Below are 21,284 nucleotides of genomic sequence, written 5' to 3' on the forward strand. Positions count from 1 at the left end.
ACTTAAGTCCAAGGGGCGGGTAGCCATGGCCACACAGGCGCAGTACGAGGAGCTCGCCCGGCAGATCGGCGTCATCGGCCCGATCCGCCGGGAACTCGGCCGCGCGCTGCCCGCGCACTGCTCACCGTCCTCGTCGGTCGTCCTCAGCCTGCTGCGCCAGCGCGGCGAGCTGCGGCTCGGCCGGCTGGCGGAGCTGCTCGACGTGGACGTGTCGGTCGCCAGCCGGCACCTCGCGTACTGCGCGGACCAGGGCTGGATCGAGCGCCGCTGCGACCCGGCCGACAAGCGCTCGAAGCTGCTGCGCCTGTCCGAGGACGGCGAGCGGCTGCTCGACGACATCTCCCGCCGCTACACCCAGGCGCTCGCCGCCTCGCTCGCGGACTGGCCGGACGACGACGTCGTACGGCTCACCGAGCTCATGACCCGGCTGCGGACCAGCTTCGGGCTGCCGCGGCCGTACGTACGTGAAGAAGCACCAGCAAAGTAGTAAGGAAGCTCATGGCTCAGACCACACCGGCCGGTGTGCGTGATGGCCACCGCGCGCACGGGGCCCACGCGGCCCCGGCTCACCCGCCACATGGCGGCGGCGGCGCGCCGATGACCCACCGGCAGATCATGGAGGCGCTGTCCGGGCTGCTGCTCGGCATGTTCGTCGCCATCCTGTCCTCGACCGTCGTCTCCAACGCCCTGCCGCACATCATCGCCGACCTCGGCGGCGGCCAGTCGGCGTACACCTGGGTGGTCACCGCCACCCTGCTGTCGATGACGGCGACCACGCCGCTGTGGGGCAAGCTCGCCGACCTGTTCAGCAAGAAGGTCCTCGTCCAGCTGGCGCTGGTCATCTACGTGGCCGGGTCGATCGTCGCGGGCCTGTCGCAGAGCGCCGGGATGCTGATCGCCTGCCGCGTCGTGCAGGGCATCGGCATGGGCGGCCTCTCGGCCCTCGCCCAGATCATCATGGCCGCGATGATCGCGCCGCGGGACCGCGGCCGCTACTCCGGCTACCTCGGCGCCACCTTCGCCGTCGCCACCGTCGGCGGCCCGCTGCTCGGCGGCGTCATCACCGACACGTCGTGGCTGGGCTGGCGCTGGTGCTTCTACGTGGGCGTGCCCTTCGCCGTCCTGGCGCTGATCGTGCTGCAGAAGACCCTGCACCTGCCGGTGGTGAAGCGGAAGGTCAAGGTCGACTGGCTGGGCGCCTTCTTCATCAGCGCGGCGGCTTCGCTGCTGCTGATATGGGTGTCGCTGGCGGGCGACAAGTACGACTGGGCGTCGAACGAGACGTACGCGATGGTGGGCGGCTCGGTCCTGCTGGCCGTGCTGTTCGTGATCACCGAGTCGAAGGTGAGCGAGCCGATCATCCCGCTGCGGCTGCTGCGCAACCGCACGATCGCGCTCGCGTCGATCGGCTCGCTCTTCGTCGGCGTCGGGATGTTCGGCGCGACGATCTTCCTCAGCCAGTACTTCCAGCTGGCGCGCGGCGAGTCGCCGACGATGGCCGGGGTCATGACGATCCCGATGATCGGCGGCCTGTTCGTCTCCTCCACCGTCTCCGGCCGGATCATCACCCGTACCGGACGCTGGAAGGCCTGGCTGGTCTCGGGCGCGGTGCTGCTCGCGGGCGGCGCGGGTGCGCTGTCGACGATGCGGCACGACACCGAGTACTGGCACGTGGCGGTCTTCATGGCCGTCTACGGCCTGGGCATCGGCATGATGATGCAGAACCTCGTCCTCTGCACCCAGAACCAGGTCGACCCGAAGGACCTCGGCGCGGCTTCGTCGACGGTCAACTTCTTCCGCTCGCTCGGCGGCGCGACGGGCGTCTCCGCGCTGGGCGCGCTGCTCGCCCACCACGTGAAGGACTACACGACCGACGGCCTGGCAGCCCTCGGCATCCACCAGAGCGCCTCGGGCGGCACCGGCATCCCGAAGCTGGACACCCTGCCGGCTCCCGTCCGCGAGGTCATCGAGACGGCGTACGGGAACGGCATCGGCGATGTCTTCCGCTACGCGGCACCGCTGCTGGTGGTGGCGCTGGTGGCGGTCCTGTTCATCAAGGAGGTCCCGCTGAAGACGAGGAGCGGCGCGGAGCAGACAGACGAGCTCGCCACCAGCGACAACGCTGTGGGCGTGCGTTCCGCCGGGGCGGAACGGGCGGGCACAGCGGAACCGGCGGCCGCCGTCTCTCCTGGCACCGAGCCCGAGCCCAGCGCACCGCCGAGCGACGTCAACGCCATCCGCGGAACCGTCCGCAACGCCGACGGAACGCCAGTCCCCCGGGCCGTGATCACCCTGATCTCCGCCAGCGGCCGCCAGCTGGGGCGCGCGGTCGCCCGCCCCGACGGCTCGTACGACGTCCCCACCCCGGGCACCGGCTCGTACGTCCTCATCGCCGCCGCCGACGGCCACCAGCCCCAGGCGACCACGGTGGTGACCGGCCAGGCCCCCGTCCACCAGGACATCCTGCTCCCCGGCACCGGCACCCTCACCGGCACGGTGATCGCCGCGACCGACGGCCGCCCCCTGCCCGGCGCGACCGTCATCGTCAGCGACGCCCGCGGCGAGGTCCTCGGCACCGTCAAGACCGACGACCACGGCGGCTTCGCCCTCGCGGAGCTCACCCCGGGCCCGTCGACCGCCGCGGTCACCGCCCCCGGCTTCCGCCCCGCGGCGGTCCCGGTCGAGGTGGGCGCGAGCACCCCGACCGGCGCCCGCATCGCGCTGGACCCGGCGGCCCGGCTCTCCGGGACCGTACGGACGGCGCTGATCGGCGAGGACGGCGCGGAGACGGCAGGCCCGCCCGTACGGGACGCGCTGGTCACGCTGGTCGACGGCGCGGGCACGGTGGTGGCGTCGAAGCTGACGGGGGCGGACGGGCGGTACGAGTTCACCGACCTGGACGCGGGCCCGTACACCCTCACGGCCAGCGGCTACGCCCCCGTCGCGACCCGCCTCACCCTCACCGGCGAAGGCGCGGAAGGCCGCGACATCACCCTCGGCCACCAGCCGGCCGACTGACCGCCGGAGCCTCCGGCACCCCACACTGCGGAGTGGGAGCGCCCCCGGGCAAGGGACGGCCCGGGGGCGCGGGGCGCCGGAGGCTACGGTTCGTTACGGGAGCCTCAGCCCTCCGCGCCCTCCCCGATCTCCCCGCTCTCCCCGCTTTTCCCGCTCTCCCCGCCCTTCGCCGGCGGCCGCCCCCGCATGGCGGCGATCCCCGCCATCGCGCACTCCAGCGCGAACTCGAAGTCCCGGTCCCTTATCTCCCGCACCGTCCCCCCGGGCCGCGCCTCCACCGTCGATACGGACAGCGCGTACTCGGGCCGCCCCTTGAGCCGCGCGAGCACCTCCCCGTAAAAATCGTCCTCGCGAATCCCGGTCGCCCGGCACCGCTCCGACCACCGCCCCTCGACGGTCCCGAAGCCGTACGTGAACTGGAACAGCAGCGACAGCGCGCCCATCAGGTGCTCGGGCGCCAGGCCGGAGCGGCGCATGGCGCGCTGGGCGGCGTTCATGAAGGCGAGGGCGTGGGGGCCGACGTTGAGGTACTCGCCGGCGAGGGGCGAGACCCACGGATGGGCGACGAGCATCCGGCGGTGCTCGGTGGCGAGCTGCCGCAGCTGCTGGCGCCAGTCGCCTTCGTCCTCGTCCTCGCCCTCGCCCTCGTCCTCCGGCAGCCGGATCTCCGCGTGTACGGAGTCGAGCGCCAGCTCAAGCAGCTCATCCTTGGTATCGACGTACCAGTACACGGACATCGCCGTGACCCCGAGCTCCGCCGCCAGCCGCCGCATGGAGACCTTCGCCAGACCCTCGGCGTCCAGCAGCCGCACCGTGGCGGCGACGATCCGCTCGAGGTCGAGGCCGGCGGGCTGTCCGCCTGCGGGCGGGCGGCGCCGGGAGGTGCGTTCGGCGGTGGACGAATCCGTCAGCCAGATGCTGGTGGTGCGCGCGTCGCGGCCCGTGCGCCGGTCGGACGCCATGGCGCGCCTCCTCAGGTCAGTGCCAGCCGTATACAGAATGCTATTCCCGTGTACGCCCCCTGCCCCCGTCCCGCTCACCGCGACGGCGGGCTTCTCGGCCCGGATCAGACCCGTACGACGTACAGGGCACGACTGTGCTTGACGAGCGGCGGCGGAACAACAGCCTCCGCGGCAGGCGTTGCCCCCATATGACGACGCCTCAGCAGCAGCCCCCCACCCCGTCTCCCGCTCTGAACCGCTATGGCCGAATCGGCATCTGGAGCAGCATCCTCCGCAGCGACGACACGTCCCGGCGCGGCGAGCTCGCCGACGCGGCAGCCGAGCTCGACGAGCTCGGTTACGGCACGCTGTGGCTCGGTGCGAGCCCCGGCGTCGAGCAGGCGGCGCGGGTCCTGGAGTCGACCAAGCGGGCGCGGGTGGCGACGGGCATCCTGAGCATCTGGCAGCACGAGCCGGCGACGGTGGCCGCGCAGACGGCCGAGGCGAACGCCGCGTACGACGGCCGCTTCACCCTGGGCCTCGGCGTGAGCCACGCGGTGCTCGCGGACCAGTACCGCCGCCCGTACTCGGCGATGGTCGCCTACCTCGACGCCCTGGACGCGGCCTCACCCCCGGTCGCCCCCGCCGACCGCGTGCTGGCAGCGCTGGGCCCGCGCATGCTGGAGCTCGCCCGCGACCGCGCGGCGGGGGCCCACCCGTACCTGGTCACGCCGGAACACACGGCGACGGCCCGTACGACCCTGGGCGCGGACGCTGTCCTCGCCCCGGAACTAAAGGTCGTCCTGGACCCGGACATCCCCCGAGCCCGCTCGACAGCCCGCGCATACCTCTCCCACTACCTGGCCCTCCCGAACTACACGTCCAGCCTCACCCGCCTCGGCTTCACGGAGGCCGACTACGAGGCGGGCGGCAGCGACGTGCTGATCGACGCGGTCTTCGCCCTGGGCTCGGCGGAGGCGATCCGGGCTCGCGCGGACGAGTTCTTGGCGGCAGGCGCGGACCACCTGGCGGTGCAGGTGGTGACGGCGCGTACGGGCGAGGACCTGCCGCGCGAGGAGTGGCGCAGGCTGGCGGAGGCGCTGCCGCTGACGACGGCGTAGCGGCCGGCGCGGACGACGGCGTAGCCGCCGGTGCTGACGACCCCGTAGCCGCCGGATGGACCACGCCGCAGCCACCCCCACCACGGCCCGAATCGGCTTTGCCCTGTCACCCCGCCGCCAGGTACGGTAGGGGCGATTGGCAGCAGCCCAGCAGGCTATGCCATCATCTGCACACGCCCTTCGGGGCTGCGCACACTGGAGGCGTCGCCTAGTCCGGTCTATGGCGCCGCACTGCTAATGCGGTTTCGGGGTAACCCCCTGATCGAGGGTTCAAATCCCTCCGCCTCCGCACCTGATCTGGGAGTCCATGCCGTACGGCGTGGACTCCCAGTGTCATTTCCCGGCTCGGTAGAGGTCGCGCAGCAGGGAGATCTCGGCGCCGTGGTGGATCAGCTCCCTGTTGACGTGCAGGATCCTGTTCTCCATGGGATACGGCTCGGGACCCGCCGTCGGCCGGTTGTCCAGGTCGACGTCCGAGAGCTCGCGGACCCCCGCGTTCCATCGCGCGTACATCTCATCGAGCTGTTTCAGCGCCTCGTCGGCGGTCCCCGCGTAGGCGAAAGTCTGGGAGTCGACGTCCGGGCCGCCGAAGTACCAGGCGACCCGATAGCCCAGGCAGGAGACGATGATGTGCGCCAGCCGCCAGGCGATGGTGGTCACGGGCGGCGGCGTCGGCACGGCGTCAGGGGGCGCGGAGTCCATCGTCCATTCCCCCGAACCTGCCGGCATCGGTGCGACCGACGTGCCAGCTGGCCGGATGCTCCAGCAGCCGCGCACCGGCTCCCAGAGGTACTCGCCATCGGTAAGGCCCTCCAGCCGCGGCCGCAGGTTCTTGCCCCAGTACCAGTCCAGCTGCTCCGCAAGCCGCTCACTTCTTGTCATGTCCGCACACTAGCCGCGACAGGGGAGACGACCGGACCCCAAACCCCCCACGCCGAACACATTTCCGCAGGTCAGAGCGGCTGCTCGAAACGGATTTCTCCTGCAGCAGCAGGTCATGTAATGTTGTCTCCGCAACGCCAGCCCGGCCAGAAGGCCGGAGAGCAGGCGCTCGTAGCTTAACGGATAGAGCATCTGACTACGGATCAGAAGGTTGCAGGTTCGAATCCTGCCGAGCGCGCAGTGTGATGTCTCAGGGCATCGTGGACGGCCGAACCCGCGAGATGCGGGTTCGGCTGTTTGGCGTTTTAGGGGTCTTTGCGGGTGGGGCCGGGTGGTTGGCCGGTGCCCTGGTAGCGCTTGGTGGGGTCGAGGGCGAGTTCGCGCAGGAGCTCGCCGGTGGCGGCGTCGATGATGCGGATGTCGAGGTCCTGGACGAGGGCGAGGACGCGGGTTCCGGTGTGGGTTCGGCCGATGCCGATGGAGTAGAGCCGGCCGCCGTGGCGCAGGGTGATCTTTCCGGCCTTGTCGACGCGGTCGCGGCGGACGCGGTCGTGGGTGTCGTCGGTGCGGTCGCCGGGGGTGGCCTTGGGCCGGCTGGTGTAGATCGTGGCCGGGGTGGCTCGGCGCGGTAGCGATCGGTGCGGCCGGTGGTGGTTGTAGGTGTGGACGAAGCGGTCGAGCAGGGTTTGCAGCTGGGTGGTGGTGGCCGGCTGGTCGGGCTGGGCGCGGAGCCAGTTCTTCATGGTCTGCTGGAAGCGTTCGACTTTGCCGCAGGTGGTGGGGTGGTTCGGGCGGGAGTTCTTCTGGGTTATGCCCAGGCGGCGCAGTTCGTGTTCGAGGCCGTTGCGGCCGCGGGTGGGGGTCTGTCCGCGGCCGGAGTAGCGGGTGGTGAAGACCATGCCGTTGTCGGTCAAGGTCGAGGCGGGGTGGCCGTGTTCGGCCATGGTGTGGCGGAAGGCGGCCAGGACGATCGGGCCGGTGACCCGGGCGTGCGCGGTGACGTTGAGCGCGTAGCGGGAGCAGTCGTCCAGCCAGGTGAGGATCTCGGCCCCGGCGCCCGGGCGGCCGCCTGGGAGGGCGAGCGGGTAGTGGGTGAAGTCGGCCTGCCAGCATTCGTTCGGCTGCGCGGCTTCGAAGCGCAGGTAGGACGACCTCGGGCGCTTGGCCGGCTCGGGCACGACCAGGCCGGCCTTGCTCAGGTAGCGGGCCACGGTGGCCCGGGACACGGTCACGCCGTGGTGGTGGGCGAGATGCCAGGCGATGGTGTCCGGCCCGGCATCCAGACCGGCCGCGCTCAGTTTCTGCCGCAGCTCGACGACGAGGTCGACCGCCTCGGCGGCCAGGGCCCGCGGCTGGGTATGCGGACGCCGTGAGCGTGGCTCGAAGGCCGCCTCGCCCTCGGCGCGGTACCGGGCCAGCAGCTCATACAGCCAGGACCGGGAAACCCCGTAGTCGGCCGCGACGGCGGCCACCGGACGCTTCTCGACCACCACCGCAGTGATCATCAAACGGATGCGGGACATCCCCGCACGCTGGCCTCGCACGACACCCCGGCGGACCAGTACGCCATCACCCGAGACAGCCGTCCGCCATCACCCGAGACATCCGTCCGGGATGTGTTGAACCAGGACACTGCCGAGCGCGCAGCGATCAAAGACCCCCTGGAGATCATCCAGGGGGTCTTTGGCGTCAGTGGGCTTCTGGTGCTCTCGCGGTTAGCTGCGCAGGGGGCGTAGGCGGATTACGGGTAGTTCACGGTCGGTTTTGCGTTGGTAGTGCGCGAAGCGGGGGGAGGCGGTGGTGATCTGTTGCCAGGCCTCTTCCCGCTCCGTCCCGTGCAGCTGGTCGGCGACCACTTCGACCGTACGGCCTTCGATCTCGATGCGGACCTTGTCGGGGTTCGCGGCGATGTTGTAATACCAGCCCGGATTCTCCGCCGCGCCCGAAGCCGATGCCACGATCAGTCGTGAGCCGTCCTTGCCGGGAAACCAGCCGACGGGCGTGGTCCGCTCGGCGCCGGTCCGCCGGCCGATCGTCGTCATGATCAGGGCGCTGAAGTCCATGAACCGGCCGCCTTCCCGACGGCGGATCCGCCGCGCGGCCAGGACGTTGTACCACCGCGCCGCCCACCCGGCGGGCTGCCGGGCGCCGCGGGTGCCAGGGCGGGAATCGAAGCTCATGCGTGCTCTCCTGTCGCTCGGCGACCGGACCGGTATGAAACCCTACCCAGGCGGTCATCGCCGTACGGCGGCTGAAGACTCCGACGTTTCCAGCCAGTTGAGGTACCACGCCGCGAAGGAGACCCGCGACTGAGGCTCGCCGAGGGGGGAGAACGTGCCGTCGCCGGGGCGTTCGTCGAGCCACATTGAGCCGCGCTCGGGGCCGGAGACGATCAGCCAGTAGCAGTATCCGCAGCCTTCGTGGCAGAGGTTCACTGCCCCGCACGTCGTCCATTCGAAGACGGCCTCGTCTTCCTCGAGCCAGATTCGGTTGGCTTCAAGGAAGGCGTCCTCGTCCTCGAACTCGGCCTCCACAGGCTCTCGACCGGCGTGCTCGGCCTGCATGCGCTCGCTGAGCGCGGCGCTTGGGGAAGGGACTCGCAAGCGGTCATGGCGCATTCGGTCGTGCGCTTGCCAGCGCCAACCGGCACCCTGCCTGGCCACGACATTCAGGCCGTACCCAGGGCCAGCGCCGCCCGCACCCACCTCCAGCAGAAAGCCGCGGTAGTCCGCCGGCAGCGATATGCCCCACTGCTCCTCGACCTCGCCGACCTGTGGCTCTGACAACGGCGCGGCGAGCCGGAAATGATGCCCAATGGCGCCGTACTCGTCCCAGGCACCGAAGATTCTTCTCGCTCGGTCCGTGCGAGCGAGCGCCTCGACCCGCTCGCGGACCCCGCCCCAGTCCATTGCCTCCGTTGCCTCCATTGCCCCCATCGCCGTGAGGTTACGACCTCCACTCGCGGGCCAGCAGCGCGTAGATGTACTCGCTGCCCCAGCGGTCGCCGTCGAGGTCGTTGTCGATCAGGTGGGCTTCGCGGCGCATGCCGAGGCGTTCGCAGATGTTCGCCGAGCCCTTGTTCAAGGCGTCCAGGCGGGCGTATACGCGGTGGACGCCCAGGGTGGTGAAGGCCTCGTTCGTCAGCGCTCTGGCGGCTTCTGTGGCGTAGCCCTTGCCCGCCCAGGCCGGGTGGAAGATCCAGCCGATCTCGGCCTGGCGGGCGTGGGCGTTGCGCAGGGTGAGCACTACCTCGCCGAGCACGCCTGGTTCCGAAGTGCGGGTTACGGCCAGGAGCAGGGCGTCGTCGTCCGACTGCCAGCGGGTCCCGGCCGCGTGTGCCGCGATCGACTTCGCGCAGGCTTCGCGGGTGAGGGGTGGGCGGTAGAGGTAGCGGGCTACTTCCGGGAGGGACTGGTACGCGTGGCGGTCGGCCAGGTCGTTTGCGTCGTCCGCCCGGAACGGGCGCAGGGTGAGGCGCTCAGTGGTTATCGGCTTCATCGCCATCACACCGTAGTCGGTCACCCTGCACGGGCCCGCCTCACGCCAGCCGGCCCAGCACCTCCTGCGACTCCAGCAGGCCCTCCTCGCTCGGCGCCTCGCCCTTGTCGAAGACGCGGGCTGCCTGGCGGGTGCGGAGGTCGTGGTGGGCGTCGGCCGGGCGGGGGTAGCCGTGGCGGTCGCGGGCTTCGGCCGGGGTGAGGGTCTCCTCCTTTACCGGGGGCACGCCCAGTTTCATCGGGGCGATCACCGGGACCGTCGACGGGGAGAGGCGGCTGATCAGGCGGAGTTCCAGCTGTGGGCTCAGGTGGATCACCGCGAAGGACACCCGCATCAGCGGGACGATCAGGACGTCCAGGAGGCGGGAGGTCGGGAGGTTCGTTTCCTTGCGCATCCAGCGCGGGAGCGTGGCGAGGGTGGCGATGCGCAGGGCCCTGGCGGCGATGTGGGCCGGGAGTTTCTCCCACCACGGCAGCTTCTTCGGCAGGACCAGCTCCGTCTTCAGGAGGTGGCGCATCGCCTGCTTGGCGATCGGGCTCGCGCTCAGCTTGGGGCGCATCCCCTCCAGGTACGCGCGCACGCCCTCGCGCGTGCGCGGCACGTCGTCGGGCGAGCAGGTCTGCAGCTCCGCCGCCACCGCGCACGCCTCCCAGTACTCCCGCTCCTCCGCGTCCGACAGCTTGCCGGGGCCGTATTTCTCGTAGGCATAGAGGATCGAGTGCCAGCCCGTCAGCTGGATCCACAGCTGGGAGGCCGGGTCATTGGCGTCGTACGTGCCCACCGCTGACGTGCCCGCCCCGTTCGCGTCCTCCTCGTACGGGAGCTTGCCGATCGCCTTTGAGTGGACCTTGACCAGGATGTCGGCCGCCTTGCATACGTCCCGGGTGCCGGCGAAGGCGACCATCGCGAAGTAGCGCAGGGTGCGGTCGTAGCGGGTGCGGGGGCGGTCGTAGATGCCCTGGGTGTGGTCGACGGAGGCGACCAGGGGCGGGTCGAGCTCCTCGACGACCACCGCGCGCTGGAAGCCGACCGTGGGGGCCGACGGGTAGCTCCAGACCTTCCAGACCACCGAGCCGGGGCCGAAGAAGCCGTAGTCGTCGTGCGGTTGGACGTCCGAGCGCTTCATGCCTTCTCCTCCAGCATTTACGACACTGCTGTCGTAAATTAAGACACGGCCGTCGTACGATGCCAAGATGCCGACGCCCGCCAATTCGCGCACTACGAGCACCACGGCGCGCAAGCGCCGCCCGTACGCCCCCCGCATCCCCCTCGAGGAGCGCCGCGAGCAACTGCTCGACGCCGCCCTCGCCGTCATCGTCACCGACGGCCACGACCGGATCTCCATCGACGCCGTCGCCAAGCGCGCGGGCGTCGCGCGCGCCGTCGTCTACGGCGCCTTCGGCGACCTCGGCGCGCTGCTCACGGCGCTGCTGGACCGGCAGCAGGAGCGGGCCTTCGGCCGCCTGCTCGACGCCTTTCCGCAGAGCGAGGAGCTCCGCGATCCCGCCGGATTCGCGGCCGAGGCGGCCCGCAGGGTCGGCGCCATGCTGCGCGAGGACCCCGACACCTGGCGGCTGATCCTGCTCACCCCCGCCTCGATGCCCGCGGTCGTACGGGACCGCATCCAGGCCGACCGGGAGCGGCTGCGGGCACGCTTCGAGGAGTGGATCGCCGTCGCCCTCGACCACCAGGGGCGGGACGACCTGGACGCCGAGGTGCTGGCGCACGCGCTGCTCGCCGTCGGCGAGCACTTCGCCCGGCTGGCGCTGGACGAGCCGGGGCGCTTCGACGCCGAGCGGCTGGCGGGGCAGGTGCGGGCACTCTTCCCCCCGACCCCGGCCCCGACCCCTGCCCGCCACCGATGAGTTTCCCCGGCGGCCCCGGTCAGTACGGGTATGGAGACACACACGCTCAAGACCAATGAGGCCGAGATCGTCTACGACGTGCACGGCCCGCTGCCCGCCGCCGACGGCCAGGTGCCGCTGGTGATGATCGGGCAGCCCATGGATGCCACCGGATTCCGGGCCCTGGCCAGACAGCTGCCCGAGCGGACCGTGGTGGCGTACGACCCGCGCGGCATCGGGCGCAGCACGCGCTCCGACGGGCGGGTCGACCACACCCCCGAGACCCAGGCCGCGGATGTGCACGCGGTCATTGAGGCGATCGGGGGCGGACCGGTCGAGCTGTTCGCCAGCAGTGGCGGGGCGGTGACCGCGCTCGCGCTGGTGGCCCGGTACCCCGGGGACGTCAGCACCCTGGTCGCGCACGAGCCGCCGCTCCTCAGGCTGCTGCCGGATGCCGAGGCGGCCGCGCGGATGCGGGCCGGGTTCCGGGATGCGTACGAGACGGGCGGCTGGGGCGCCGGGATGGCGGCGTTCGTGGCGGGGACCTCGTGGGAGGGCGAGTTCACCGACGCGTACTTCGCGCAGCCCGCGCCGGACCCCGCCGCGATGGGGATGCCGGCCGAGGACGACGGCTCGCGGGACGACCCGCTGCTGTCCGACCGGTCCTGGGCGATCACCGACTACCGGCCCGACGCCGCGGCGCTCACCGCCGCGCCGACGCGCGTGGTGATCGCCGTCGGCGAGGAGACGGGCGAGACCCTCACCGGCCGTACGGCCAAGGCCGCGGCCGAGCTGCTCGGGCAGCAGCCGGTGGTCTTCCCGAGCCACCACGGGGGCTTCCTGGACGGCGAGTTCGGGTATCCGGGGAAGCCGGAGGAGTTCGCGGTGCGGCTGCGGGAAGTCCTCGGCGGAGCGAGCTAAGCCCTGCCCTCGTCCAGCTGGTTCACGAGGCCGCGCAGCAGCGGGCCGTATTCCGGGTGGGCGAGGGCCGAGGCCATCTGGGCGACCAGGTAGTCGGCCGGGTTGCCGGTGTCGTACCAGCGGCCCTGGATGACCTGGCCGTAGACCGCGCGGTCGCCGGCGTAGGCGTTGATGGCGTCGGTCAGGTAGATCTCGCCCTCGCGGTGCTCGTACCAGCGGCGGGTCTGCTCGCGGAGCTCGTCGACGATGCCGGGGGTGATGACGTAGCCGCCGATGGCGGCGTAGGAGGACGGGGCGTCCTGCGGGGCGGGCTTTTCCACCAGGCCCGTGATGCGGAGGAGGCCTTCGCCGAGGTCCTCCTTGACTATCGGGACGCCGTAGCGCTGCGACTCGGAGGGGTCCATCGGCAACAGCGCCAGCACCGGGCAGCCGGTCTGCTCGTACGCGCGGATCAGCTGCTGCGCGCGCGGGACCTCGGCGACGAAGACGTCGTCGGGCCACAGGACGAGCACCGGCTCGTCGCCGAAGGCGCGGGCGGCGTTGAGGACCGGGGTGCCATTGCCGTACGGGCCGTGCTGGTCGAGGTAGGTGATGTGGCCCTGGCGGGCCAGCTCGGCGACCTCCTCGACCGCGTCCGCGTACGCCGTCTTGCCGTCCTCGCGGAGCTGCGCGACGAGGGCCGGGTTGGGGCGGAAGTGCTCCTGGATCAGGCTCTTGCCGCCGGAGACCACGATGGTGATGTCGGTGATGCCGGAGTCGACCAGCTCGCGCACGGTGTGCTCGATCACCGGCTTGTCGCCGACCGGGAGCATCTCCTTCGGCGTCGCCTTGGTCAGCGGCAGCAGGCGGGAGCCCAGTCCGGCGGCGGGGATCACGGCTCTGCGGATCGTCGGCGACATTTCGCGTCTCTCTCGGTCGAATGGCAACTTGCCCCGACGCTACCAACGCCGTCCGAGCGGCCCGCCTTCAGGCCCGGCGGCTCAGCTCCGCCGCCGCCGGAGGCGGGTCCGTACCCGCGGGAAGGCCAGCGGCGACAGCAGCGCCAGCAGGACCGCGGCCGTCGTCAGGGCGGCCGTGGTGCCGGCGGAGTCGTTGCTCGCCGTGCCCGCCGGCGGGGCGGTCGGGAGGTGGGCGTGCCGGGCGGGCTTGGCGTCCTCGCGGGAGCTCTTCGGCTCGACGAGGTGGCCGACCGGCTCGACCGTGCCCGCCGCGGCGAAGCCCCAGTCGAGGAGGGAGGCCGCCTCGCGGTAGACCTGGTTGTGGTCGTCCGAGGGGCGCATCACCGTGACCAGGAGCTCGCGGTCGCCGCGCTTGGCGAGGCCGGTGAAGGTGGCGCCGGCCTCGGTGGTGTTGCCGTTCTTGACGCCCGCCATGCCCTTGTACGGCTCGATGTCGAAGTCGCCGGTGAGCAGCCGGTTGGTGTTGCCGACCTCGAAGGCGCCGCCGGCGGCCGGGAAGGTGGCGCTGGCGGTGCCCGCGTACTCGCGGAACTCCGGATTGCGCAGCCCGGCGCGCGCGATGAGCGTCAGGTCGTACGCCGACGACGACTGCCCGGCCGCGTCGTAGCCGTCCGGCTCCTTCACCACCGTGTCGGCGGCGCCGAGGTCGTCGGCCGTCGCCTGCATGTCGGTGACGGTCTTCGCCTTGCCGCCGTTCATCGACATCAGGACGTGCACGGCGTCGTTGCCGGAGGCCAGGAAGACGCCGTGCCACAGGTCGCGGGCGGCGTACGTCATGCCCTCCTCGACGCCGACCGCGCTGCTGCCGTCGCCGAGGCCTTCGAGTTCGGTGGCGGTGACGCGGTGCCGCTGCGAGCTGCCGAGCTTCGGCAGCAGGGCGGCGGCGAAGAGCATCTTGAGGGTGGAGGCGGGGGCGAGGCGGCGGTGGGCGTTGCGGGTGGCCAGGATCTCGCCGGTCTTGGCGTCGGCCACCAGCCAGGAGGCGGCGGTGAGGTCGTCGGGGAGGCGGGGGGCGCCCTGGCCCGGGCGGACCGGCTCGCCGGGATGGCCGAGGCGGACCTTGCCGGACTCCAGAGGTACGGCGCGGCGCGGGCCGGTGCGGGCGCCCGCGCGGTCGAGGACCTCGCCGCCGACGGTGAGCTGGACGCCGGTGCGGGGGTGGACGTGGGTGCCGGGCTTGCCGAGGAGCTCGCCGCCGACGGATGACTTGCCGTCGGAGCCGTCGGCGGCGGCCGCGGTGGCGGCGGTGGCCGGGACCGCGCCGGCGAGGAGGGCGGCGATGGCCGCTGTCGCGGCAATGCGCACGTGAGACCGCTGGAGATGCTGCAAGAGAGAGGCGCCCCATTCCGTCCCGTACCAACAAATCGGATTATTCGGACACTACGGATTGGGGCGCCGTCGCTCAAACTCTCGCGGCCGTACGGGTCAGTCAGACTTCGGGGCGGTCAGGTCATAGACGGTGACGCCGTCGATCGTGCGCTTGGTGTAGGTCTTCTCGACCCAGTCGGCGATCTTGGGCGCGGTGCCGGAATCCGAGCCGGGCATGCCGCCGCCTTCGGCTCCGCCGAGGTAGTAGTGGATCCTGCCTTCCTTTGCGTAGCGCTTGAACTCGGCGAGGGTCGGGGACGGGTCGCTGCCGTTGAAGCCGCCGATGGCCATGACCGGGAGTTCGGTGCTGAGTTGGTAGCTGGCGGCATTCTGGGCGCCGGTGGTGGCGGCGATCCAGGTGTAGTCGGAGGCGTTGGCGGCGAGGGCCTTGGCGAGCTTGGAGCTGACCTTCTGGCCGTTGAGCAGCCCGCCCATGCCGCCACCTCGGCCGCCGCCCATGCCGCCTTCGGCGGCGGTGCCGGGGCCGGGTCGCTGGCCGGGGGTGGTCTGGGAACCGCCGGTCTGCCCGCCGGGCTGAGTGCTGCCGCTCTTCCCGCCGGGCTGACCACCTTGGCCGTTCCGGCTGGACTGGCCGCCGGGTCCGGCCTGACCACCTTGCCCGCCGGGGGCGGCCTGACCGCCCTTTCCGCCTTGGCTGCCCTGGCCGTTCTGGCCGTTCTGGCCGCCCTGGCCGGGCGCCGCCTGCATCCCCGCGCCACCGCCCGGCGGGCGGCCGCCGCCCGCTCCCGGGCCTCGCTGCGCGCTCGCCGGGCCCGCCGTCACGATGCTGCCCGTGTGGGCCGTGGTCACCGTCGCGGCCGTGTAGGCGAGCGGAGCCAGCAGGCATGCGATCAGCGCGGCGCCCGCCGACATCAGCCCGATCCTCGCCGGAAGCCGCCCGGCGGTGGCCCGTCCGGCGGTGGCCGGTCCCGCGATGCCCGGGCCCATCTCCGCCGGGCCTACGACGCCCGGCCCCGTACCCACCGAATCCGCGCCCGAGGTGCGGCCGCCCGCGGTACGGCCGATCACCAGCCCCACCGCCGCGACCAGCCCCAGCACCAGCACCACCCACCGCAGCCACGGCTGCCAGTCCTCCGTCCGCGTCAGCAGCGCGTACGACCACACCGCCGTCGCCGCCACCGCCGCCGCCAGCCCCCACCGCGCGACCGCCGCATCCCGCCGGTGCCGCCACAGCAGTACGGCCCCCATCCCGCACACCGCCGCCAGATACGGCGCCAGCCCCACCGTGTAGTACTCGTGGAAGATCCCGGCCATGAAGCTGAACACCGCCGCCGTCGCCAGCAGCGAACCGCCCCACGCCAGGAACGCCGCCCTGGTCACGTCCGTACGAGCGGCCCGCCGTGTCAGCACCAGCGCCGCCGCCAGCAGGATCAGCGCCGCGGGCAGCAGCCAGGCGATCTGGCCGCCGATGGAATCCGAGAACATCCGGCCGATGCCGGAGTCACCCCACGCCCCGCCGCCCCCGCCACCGGGCCCCCCGCCGCCAGGCGCCCCGCCCCCGACGCTCCCCGTCTCCTCCCCGTTCAGCCGGCCCAGCCCGTTGTACCCAAAGGTCAGCTCCAGGAAGGAGTTGTGCTGCGAGCCCCCCACATACGGCCGCGACGACTCCGGCCACAGCTCCACCAGCGCCACCCACCAGCCGCCGCTGACCACCAGCACCACCCCGGCCAGCGCCAGCTGACCAAGCCGCCGCCGCAGCCGCGTCGGCCCGCACACCGCGTACACCAGCGCCAGCGGCGGCAGGATCAAGAACGCCTGCAGGGTCTTCACCAAGAAGGCGAGTCCGACCATCGCGCCGGCCCACGCCAGCCATCGCGTACGGCCGTCCTCAAGGCCGCGCACCACGAAATACACCGTCGCCGCCATCAGCAGCGCCAGCGCCGCATCCGGGTTGTTGAAGCGGAACATCAGCGCCGCCACCGGCGTCAGCGCCAGCACCGCCCCCGCGATCAGCCCACCCGCGGCGCCGGAGACCCGGCGCACCGCCGCGTACACGACCGCCACCGTGCCGACGCCCATCAGCGCCTGCGGCACCAGGATCTGCCAGGCGCCGAGGCCGAAGAGGCGTACGGACAGGGCCATCGGCCACAGCGCGGCCGGGGGCTTGTCGACGGTGATGGCGTTGCCGGCGTCGAGGGAGCCGAAGAGGAAGGCCTTCCAGCTCGTGCCGCCTGCCTGGGCGGCGGCGGAGTAGAAGGAGTTGGCGTAGCCGGAGGCGCTCAGGTCCCAGAGGTAGAGGGCGGCGGTGGCCAGCAGCAGGGCGGCCAGGGCCGGGCGTTCCCAGCGCGGGCGTCCCGCCGCCCGCCGGTGCGCGGGCGGCGCGGCTGCGGGGATCGTCGTGGTCGTCGTCATCGTGTCGTCTCTTCCTTCTTGAAGACCCAGCCCCGCAGCAGCAGGAAGCGGATCAGCGTCGCCGCCAGATTCGCGATCACCAGCACCGCCAGCTCCGTGCCGTGCGCCGGGCTGCCGCTCGCACGGTCGAGCGCCGTCAGCGAGCCGCTGGTCAGGGCCAGGCCGATGCCGAAGACGAGCAGGCCCTGGGCCTGCTGCTGCACCGCCCCCGTACGACCCCGGACTCCGAACGTGAGGCGCCGGTTGGCGGCGGTGTTGGCGATGGCGGTCAGCAGCAGTGCGAGGAGGTTCGCGGCCTGCGGGCCGAGGCCCGGCCGCAGCAGCGAGTACAGGCCCAGGTACGCCAGCGTCGACAGCGCCCCCACCGCGCAGAAGCCGAGCAGCTGCCGCGGCAGCCCGCCGGGCACCCCCGCCAGCTTCCGGTCCCGCGGATCGTCGCCGAACGGGCGGCGCAGCCGATCGAGCGGCAGGTCGCCGGAGGCGAGCGCGCGCCCCACCCGCCACACGCCGCGCAGGTCGTCGACGGCCGTACGGACGATGTCGACGCGGCTGTCCGGGTCGTCGACCCAGTCGACCGGCACCTCGTGAATCCGCAGCCCGGCCCGCTCCGCGAGCACCAGCAGCTCCGTATCGAAGAACCACGCCGTGTCCTGCACCAGCGGCAGCAGCCGCTCCGCCACATCCCGCCGGATCGCCTTGAAGCCGCACTGCGCATCGCTGAATCCGGCCGCGAGCCCGCGGCGCAGGATGAGGTTGTACGCCCGCGAGATCAGCTCCCGCTTCGGCCCGCGCACCACGCGCGAACCGCGGGCGAGCCGGGTGCCGATGGCCAGCTCCGAGTGCCCGGAGATGAGCGGTGCGACGAGCGGCATCAGGGCGTTGAGGTCGGTGGAGAGGTCCACGTCCATGTACGCGAGGACCGGCGCGTCGGATGCCGACCACACGGCGTGCAGCGCCCGGCCGCGGCCCTTCAGCTCCAGCCGTACGACGGCGACCTCGGCGAACTCGCCCGCCAGCGCGGCGGCGACCGTCGCGGTCGCGTCGGTGGAGGCGTTGTCGGCGACGGTGATGCGGAAGGCGTACGGGAAGGTGCGGGAGAGGTGGTCGTGGAGGCGGCGGACGCTCGCGGCGAGCGCCTGCTCCTCGTTGTGGACGGGGATCACCACGTCGAGCACCGGCGCCACGGAGGCCGCGGGCAGGTGGTCGCGGGCGGGCAGCGGCACCAGCGTGGTGACCGGTGGGGGTTCTGATCGCGTCATGCCCCCGAGATTTCGCGGTCAGGCTGTCATGACCTTGTGGCGTCGCTGTGCGTGAGCTGTGAGTCGTACGCGGCCGGGGTGGCCCCGGGCAGCACGACCCGGAAGACGGTCCGTCCCGGCGCGCTCTCGACAGTCACCGAGCCACCGTGGGCGGTGACGACCGCGTGCACGATGGCGAGGCCGAGCCCGGTGCCGTGCGGCGCGCCGACGCCGGTGCCGGCACCCGTGCCCGTGCCCGTCATGCGGTGTCGCGAGGCGTCGCCGCGCGCGAAGCGCTCGAAGACATGGGGCAGCACTCCCGCCGGAATCCCGGGCCCGTCATCCTCCACCTCCAGGAGCACCCCGGCCCCGCCCCCAGCCCTCGCGACCCGGCCGATCACCGTCGTCCCCGCCGGCGTATGCACCCGCGCGTTGTGCAGCAGATTCAGCAGCACCTGCTGCAGCCGCCCCGGATCCCCGCGCACCACCGCAGGCGCGTCGGGCAGTTCGAGCCGCCAGCTGTGCGCGGGCCCCGCCGCCCGCGCATCGCCGACCGCGTCCACGACCAGCGGCGAGAGGTCCACCTCGGCAAGGGCAAGCGGGCGGCCCGCGTCCAGCCGGGCCAGCAACAGCAGGTCCTCCACCAGCCCCGTCATCCGCGTGGCTTCGGATTCGATGCGGCTGAGCGCATGCCGGGTGTCGGGCCCCTGCTCCTCCCGTCCGCGGCGAGTCAGCTCGGCGTATCCGCAGATGGACGCCAGCGGCGTACGCAGCTCGTGGCTGGCGTCGGCGACGAACTGACGTACCCGCGTCTCGCTCTCATGGCGCGCCTCCAGCGCGGAAGAGACGTGCCCGAGCAGCCGGTTGAGAGCCGCGCCGACCTGCCCGACCTCGGTGCGCGGGTCGGTGTCGGCGGCGGGGACGCGTTCGAGGAGCGCCACCTCGCCGCGGTCCAGGGGGAGTCGGGCGACGGTGGTGGCGGTGGCGCCGACGCGGCGCAGCGGGCGGAGCGCGATCCGTACCATGCCGGTCCCGGCGAGCGCGGCGGCGGCGAGCCCGGCGGCGGTGACGGAGGCGTCGGCGACGATGAGGGTGTCGATGGTGTCGTGGAGCCCGGACTCGGGGACGCCGACGACGATGCTCTCGCCCTTCTCTTCGCCCGCGACCGCGACCACGCGGTACGGGCCGAGGCCGCCGACGCTCACGGTGCTGGGGTCGGCGCCGGTCCGTACGCCGGAGAGGGCGGCGGATTGCTCCCCGTCGAGCCGGTCGAGGTCACCGTCCTCGGTGCTGACGGCGGCCCCGGTCACCTTGCCGCCGGACAGCTCGGCGCCGAGGGTGCGCGGCGGCTGGCCCGGGCCGAGGAGGAAGCCGAGCGGGCCGTGGTCGCGCTCCTCGCCCTTGAGCGGCGGCGCGGGCATGGGGGGTACGGCGCGGTGCGCTATGCCGGCGACCTGGTCATCGAGCTGGTCGTAGAGATAGGCGCGGAGGGCGAGGGTCGTGACCGCGCCGATGACCGCGCAGACGACGGCGATGAGGGCGACGGCGGAGAGGACGAGGCGGGCCCGGAGGGACAGGCGGCGCCGAGCCGGCAGCCGCCTCACCCGCCCGCGCTCGGCTTGATCTGATAGCCCGCCCCGCGCCGCGTGTGGATCATCGGCTCCCGCCCCGCGTCGATCTTCTTCCGCAGGTACGAGATGTACAGCTCGACCACATTGGTCTGCCCACCGAAGTCGTACGACCACACCCGGTCGAGGATCTGAGCCTTCGACAGCACCCGCCGCGGATTGCGCATGAGATAGCGCAGCAGCTCGAACTCGGTCGCCGTCAGCTCCACCGGCTCCCCGCCCCGCGCCACCTCCCGGCTCTCCTCGTCCAGCACCAGGTCGCCGACGGTCAGCAGCGACTGCCGCCCCCGCGCGGCCGTGGTGGCGCCCGCCCGCCGGATCAGCCCGCGCAGCCGCGCCACCACCTCCTCCAGGCTGAACGGCTTGGTGACGTAGTCGTCCCCGCCTGCCGTAAGACCGGCGATGCGGTCCTCGACGGCGTCCTTCGCGGTGAGGAACAGCACCGGCAGCTCGGCCTGCTCGGCCCGCAGCCGGCGCAGCACCGTGAGGCCGTCCATGTCGGGGAGCATCACGTCGAGTACGACGGCGTGCGGCTTGAGCTCGCGGGCGGTGCGCAGCGCCTCGGCGCCGGTGCCGCTGCTGCGCACGACCCAGCCTTCGTACCGCAGTGCCATGGTGAGCAGCTCGGCGAGCGGCGGCTCGTCGTCGACGACCAGGATGCGGATATCGGTGGTCACACCCGGCAGGGTGCGCGCCTTGTCTGAGAGCAGCCTGAGCGCAGGCTGTGTGCAACCTGTGAGCGGGTGTCGGCGGCCGCCCGTACACTCGCGGCGCATGGTCGACATTGACGAGGAAGGGCGCCCCGAGCCGCCCCTCGACGGGGACGAGGCCGCCACCCTGCTCGGCTTCCTGGACTACCAGCGGGCGACGCTGGCGTGGAAGTGCGGCGGGGTGGACGCGGCGGGGCTGCGCGCGAAGGTGGGGGTGTCGGAGATCACGCTGGGCGGGATGCTGCGGCATCTGGCCCGGGTGGAGGACATCTGGTTCGCGGTCCGGCTGCGCGGCGAGAAGCCGGATCCGCGGTGGGCCGGGGACGACTGGGCCGCCGAGTGGGCGCCGTCCGAGCTGGACGAGGATCCGGAGGCGCTGCTCGCGCTCTGGCAGGCGGCGGTGGACCGGTCCCGCGAGCTGACCGAGCGGGCGCTGGCGGAGGGCGGGCTGTCCGGGATGTCCGTCTTCAAGTGGCCGGACGGGCGGGCGGTGTCGCTGCGCTGGGTGGTGTGCCACATGATCGAGGAGTACGCGCGGCACAACGGGCACGCCGATCTCGTACGGGAGACGGTGGACGGGCTGACCGGCGAATAGCGGGGTTACGGACGCCCGAGAGCCCCGCTCCAGGTGAGGTGGAGCGGGGCTCTCGTTCTTCTTCAGGGTGCGGAGCCGGTCGGTGGCAGGAGGGCCGCTGATGCCACGCGCTCGGTTCCGCTGGACGGGCGGCGCTGGGCGCCATTGCCCAGGACGCCGTTGTCCTGGCCGCGCGTCACGTCTCTAGG

Annotated in this window: 19 protein-coding genes and 2 tRNA genes; 8 read left to right on the forward strand and 13 right to left on the reverse strand. The window is 72.4% G+C overall.

The annotated features are described in order from the left end of the window. Positions 1 to 25 precede the first annotated feature (25 nt). Together ACNNMR_RS22055 and ACNNMR_RS22060 are read left to right on the forward strand one after the other, a co-directional pair. Entirely contained in the window at positions 26 to 487 is a 462-nt protein-coding gene (locus ACNNMR_RS22055) for a MarR family winged helix-turn-helix transcriptional regulator (RefSeq protein ID WP_419996387.1), read from the forward strand. A gap of 11 nt (positions 488 to 498) precedes the next feature. After that, positions 499 to 3,018 (forward strand): MFS transporter, encoded by a 2,520-nt coding sequence (locus tag ACNNMR_RS22060; protein ID WP_419996388.1) that lies wholly within the window; start codon positions 499 to 501, stop codon positions 3,016 to 3,018. 104 nt (positions 3,019 to 3,122) lie between these two features. On the opposite strand, the gene ACNNMR_RS22065 is transcribed toward ACNNMR_RS22060, so the two are convergent. Continuing rightward, positions 3,123 to 3,980, reverse strand: coding sequence for a TetR/AcrR family transcriptional regulator (locus ACNNMR_RS22065; RefSeq protein ID WP_419996389.1), 858 nt, complete (start codon positions 3,978 to 3,980; stop codon positions 3,123 to 3,125). A gap of 188 nt (positions 3,981 to 4,168) precedes the next feature. Here ACNNMR_RS22065 and ACNNMR_RS22070 point away from each other — a divergent pair, with 188 nt between their 5' ends. Together ACNNMR_RS22070 and ACNNMR_RS22075 are read left to right on the forward strand one after the other, a co-directional pair. Continuing rightward, positions 4,169 to 5,080 (forward strand): LLM class F420-dependent oxidoreductase, encoded by a 912-nt coding sequence (locus ACNNMR_RS22070; protein ID WP_419996390.1) that lies wholly within the window; start codon positions 4,169 to 4,171, stop codon positions 5,078 to 5,080. 197 nt (positions 5,081 to 5,277) lie between these two features. Continuing rightward, a tRNA-Ser gene (locus ACNNMR_RS22075) sits at positions 5,278 to 5,369 on the forward strand. 44 nt (positions 5,370 to 5,413) lie between these two features. Here the strand turns inward: ACNNMR_RS22075 and ACNNMR_RS22080 are convergent. Further along, positions 5,414 to 5,962, reverse strand: a complete 549-nt coding sequence (locus tag ACNNMR_RS22080) for a DinB family protein (RefSeq protein ID WP_419996391.1) — start codon at positions 5,960 to 5,962, stop codon at positions 5,414 to 5,416. Positions 5,963 to 6,127: 165 nt separating this feature from the next. Here ACNNMR_RS22080 and ACNNMR_RS22085 point away from each other — a divergent pair. Beyond that, positions 6,128 to 6,200, forward strand: a tRNA-Arg gene (locus ACNNMR_RS22085). Between the two features lie 67 nt (positions 6,201 to 6,267). Here the strand turns inward: ACNNMR_RS22085 and ACNNMR_RS22090 are convergent. From ACNNMR_RS22090 to ACNNMR_RS22110, 5 genes are all read right to left on the reverse strand, one after another. After that, positions 6,268 to 7,485 (reverse strand): IS481 family transposase, encoded by a 1,218-nt coding sequence (locus ACNNMR_RS22090; protein ID WP_419996392.1) that lies wholly within the window; start codon positions 7,483 to 7,485, stop codon positions 6,268 to 6,270. A 192-nt stretch (positions 7,486 to 7,677) separates the two neighbouring features. Further along, positions 7,678 to 8,142 carry a nitroreductase/quinone reductase family protein gene (locus ACNNMR_RS22095; protein WP_419996393.1) on the reverse strand — a complete coding sequence of 155 codons (465 nt, stop codon included), beginning with the start codon at positions 8,140 to 8,142 and terminating at the stop codon, positions 7,678 to 7,680. Between the two features lie 54 nt (positions 8,143 to 8,196). Then, positions 8,197 to 8,898 carry an SMI1/KNR4 family protein gene (locus ACNNMR_RS22100; protein WP_419996394.1) on the reverse strand — a complete coding sequence of 234 codons (702 nt, stop codon included), beginning with the start codon at positions 8,896 to 8,898 and terminating at the stop codon, positions 8,197 to 8,199. A 10-nt stretch (positions 8,899 to 8,908) separates the two neighbouring features. Next, positions 8,909 to 9,460, reverse strand: coding sequence for a GNAT family N-acetyltransferase (locus ACNNMR_RS22105; RefSeq protein WP_419996395.1), 552 nt, complete (start codon positions 9,458 to 9,460; stop codon positions 8,909 to 8,911). A gap of 40 nt (positions 9,461 to 9,500) precedes the next feature. After that, positions 9,501 to 10,586, reverse strand: a complete 1,086-nt coding sequence (locus ACNNMR_RS22110; RefSeq protein ID WP_419996396.1) for an oxygenase MpaB family protein — start codon at positions 10,584 to 10,586, stop codon at positions 9,501 to 9,503. A 67-nt stretch (positions 10,587 to 10,653) separates the two neighbouring features. On the opposite strand from ACNNMR_RS22110, the gene ACNNMR_RS22115 reads away from it, so the two are divergent. Further along, the gene (locus ACNNMR_RS22115) at positions 10,654 to 11,325 is read left to right on the forward strand and encodes a TetR/AcrR family transcriptional regulator (protein ID WP_419996397.1); all 672 of its coding nucleotides are present in this window, start codon (positions 10,654 to 10,656) and stop codon (positions 11,323 to 11,325) included. A 30-nt stretch (positions 11,326 to 11,355) separates the two neighbouring features. Then, positions 11,356 to 12,225 carry an alpha/beta fold hydrolase gene (locus ACNNMR_RS22120; RefSeq protein ID WP_419996398.1) on the forward strand — a complete coding sequence of 290 codons (870 nt, stop codon included), beginning with the start codon at positions 11,356 to 11,358 and terminating at the stop codon, positions 12,223 to 12,225. Here the strand turns inward: ACNNMR_RS22120 and ACNNMR_RS22125 are convergent. The 6 genes from ACNNMR_RS22125 to ACNNMR_RS22150 all read right to left on the reverse strand — a co-directional run bounded on the left by ACNNMR_RS22125 (position 12,222) and on the right by ACNNMR_RS22150 (position 20,468). Beyond that, entirely contained in the window at positions 12,222 to 13,124 is a 903-nt protein-coding gene (locus tag ACNNMR_RS22125; protein WP_419996399.1) for a UTP--glucose-1-phosphate uridylyltransferase, read from the reverse strand. The genes ACNNMR_RS22120 and ACNNMR_RS22125 overlap by 4 nt on opposite strands. Before the next feature lie 81 nt (positions 13,125 to 13,205). Beyond that, positions 13,206 to 14,489, reverse strand: a complete 1,284-nt coding sequence (locus ACNNMR_RS22130) for a D-alanyl-D-alanine carboxypeptidase family protein (protein ID WP_419996400.1) — start codon at positions 14,487 to 14,489, stop codon at positions 13,206 to 13,208. Between the two features lie 120 nt (positions 14,490 to 14,609). Further along, positions 14,610 to 16,925, reverse strand: a complete 2,316-nt coding sequence (locus ACNNMR_RS22135) for a glycosyltransferase family 39 protein (protein ID WP_419996401.1) — start codon at positions 16,923 to 16,925, stop codon at positions 14,610 to 14,612. After that, positions 16,922 to 18,184 carry a glycosyltransferase gene (locus ACNNMR_RS22140; RefSeq protein ID WP_419996402.1) on the reverse strand — a complete coding sequence of 421 codons (1,263 nt, stop codon included), beginning with the start codon at positions 18,182 to 18,184 and terminating at the stop codon, positions 16,922 to 16,924. Before ACNNMR_RS22140 ends, ACNNMR_RS22135 begins: the two co-directional genes overlap by 4 nt. A gap of 26 nt (positions 18,185 to 18,210) precedes the next feature. After that, on the reverse strand, positions 18,211 to 19,767 hold the full coding sequence (locus tag ACNNMR_RS22145; RefSeq protein ID WP_419996403.1) for a sensor histidine kinase: 1,557 nt from the start codon (positions 19,765 to 19,767) through the stop codon (positions 18,211 to 18,213). Continuing rightward, positions 19,764 to 20,468: a response regulator transcription factor gene (locus ACNNMR_RS22150; RefSeq protein WP_419996404.1), complete on the reverse strand. Its 705-nt coding sequence runs from the start codon at positions 20,466 to 20,468 to the stop codon at positions 19,764 to 19,766. Before ACNNMR_RS22150 ends, ACNNMR_RS22145 begins: the two co-directional genes overlap by 4 nt. A gap of 97 nt (positions 20,469 to 20,565) precedes the next feature. On the opposite strand from ACNNMR_RS22150, the gene ACNNMR_RS22155 reads away from it, so the two are divergent. Beyond that, the gene (locus ACNNMR_RS22155) at positions 20,566 to 21,096 is read left to right on the forward strand and encodes a DinB family protein (RefSeq protein WP_419996405.1); all 531 of its coding nucleotides are present in this window, start codon (positions 20,566 to 20,568) and stop codon (positions 21,094 to 21,096) included. The last annotated feature ends 188 nt before the right edge of the window (positions 21,097 to 21,284 follow it).

The organism is Streptomyces boninensis, from assembly GCF_048572725.1.
GTDB classification, from domain to species: domain Bacteria; phylum Actinomycetota; class Actinomycetes; order Streptomycetales; family Streptomycetaceae; genus Streptomyces; species Streptomyces boninensis.

Coding starts and splice junctions, on each gene's coding strand:
- ACNNMR_RS22070 (WP_419996390.1), top strand. CDS start 4,169: ATGACGACGCCTCAGCAGCAGCCCCCCACCCCGTCTCCCGCTCTGAAC.
- ACNNMR_RS22105 (WP_419996395.1), bottom strand. CDS start 9,460: ATGAAGCCGATAACCACTGAGCGCCTCACCCTGCGCCCGTTCCGGGCG.
- ACNNMR_RS22055 (WP_419996387.1), top strand. CDS start 26: ATGGCCACACAGGCGCAGTACGAGGAGCTCGCCCGGCAGATCGGCGTC.
- ACNNMR_RS22095 (WP_419996393.1), bottom strand. CDS start 8,142: ATGAGCTTCGATTCCCGCCCTGGCACCCGCGGCGCCCGGCAGCCCGCC.
- ACNNMR_RS22135 (WP_419996401.1), bottom strand. CDS start 16,925: ATGACGACGACCACGACGATCCCCGCAGCCGCGCCGCCCGCGCACCGG.
- ACNNMR_RS22100 (WP_419996394.1), bottom strand. CDS start 8,898: ATGGGGGCAATGGAGGCAACGGAGGCAATGGACTGGGGCGGGGTCCGC.
- ACNNMR_RS22115 (WP_419996397.1), top strand. CDS start 10,654: ATGCCGACGCCCGCCAATTCGCGCACTACGAGCACCACGGCGCGCAAG.
- ACNNMR_RS22090 (WP_419996392.1), bottom strand. CDS start 7,485: ATGTCCCGCATCCGTTTGATGATCACTGCGGTGGTGGTCGAGAAGCGT.
- ACNNMR_RS22080 (WP_419996391.1), bottom strand. CDS start 5,962: ATGACAAGAAGTGAGCGGCTTGCGGAGCAGCTGGACTGGTACTGGGGC.
- ACNNMR_RS22060 (WP_419996388.1), top strand. CDS start 499: ATGGCTCAGACCACACCGGCCGGTGTGCGTGATGGCCACCGCGCGCAC.
- ACNNMR_RS22140 (WP_419996402.1), bottom strand. CDS start 18,184: ATGACGCGATCAGAACCCCCACCGGTCACCACGCTGGTGCCGCTGCCC.
- ACNNMR_RS22120 (WP_419996398.1), top strand. CDS start 11,356: ATGGAGACACACACGCTCAAGACCAATGAGGCCGAGATCGTCTACGAC.
- ACNNMR_RS22065 (WP_419996389.1), bottom strand. CDS start 3,980: ATGGCGTCCGACCGGCGCACGGGCCGCGACGCGCGCACCACCAGCATC.
- ACNNMR_RS22155 (WP_419996405.1), top strand. CDS start 20,566: ATGGTCGACATTGACGAGGAAGGGCGCCCCGAGCCGCCCCTCGACGGG.
- ACNNMR_RS22110 (WP_419996396.1), bottom strand. CDS start 10,586: ATGAAGCGCTCGGACGTCCAACCGCACGACGACTACGGCTTCTTCGGC.
- ACNNMR_RS22125 (WP_419996399.1), bottom strand. CDS start 13,124: ATGTCGCCGACGATCCGCAGAGCCGTGATCCCCGCCGCCGGACTGGGC.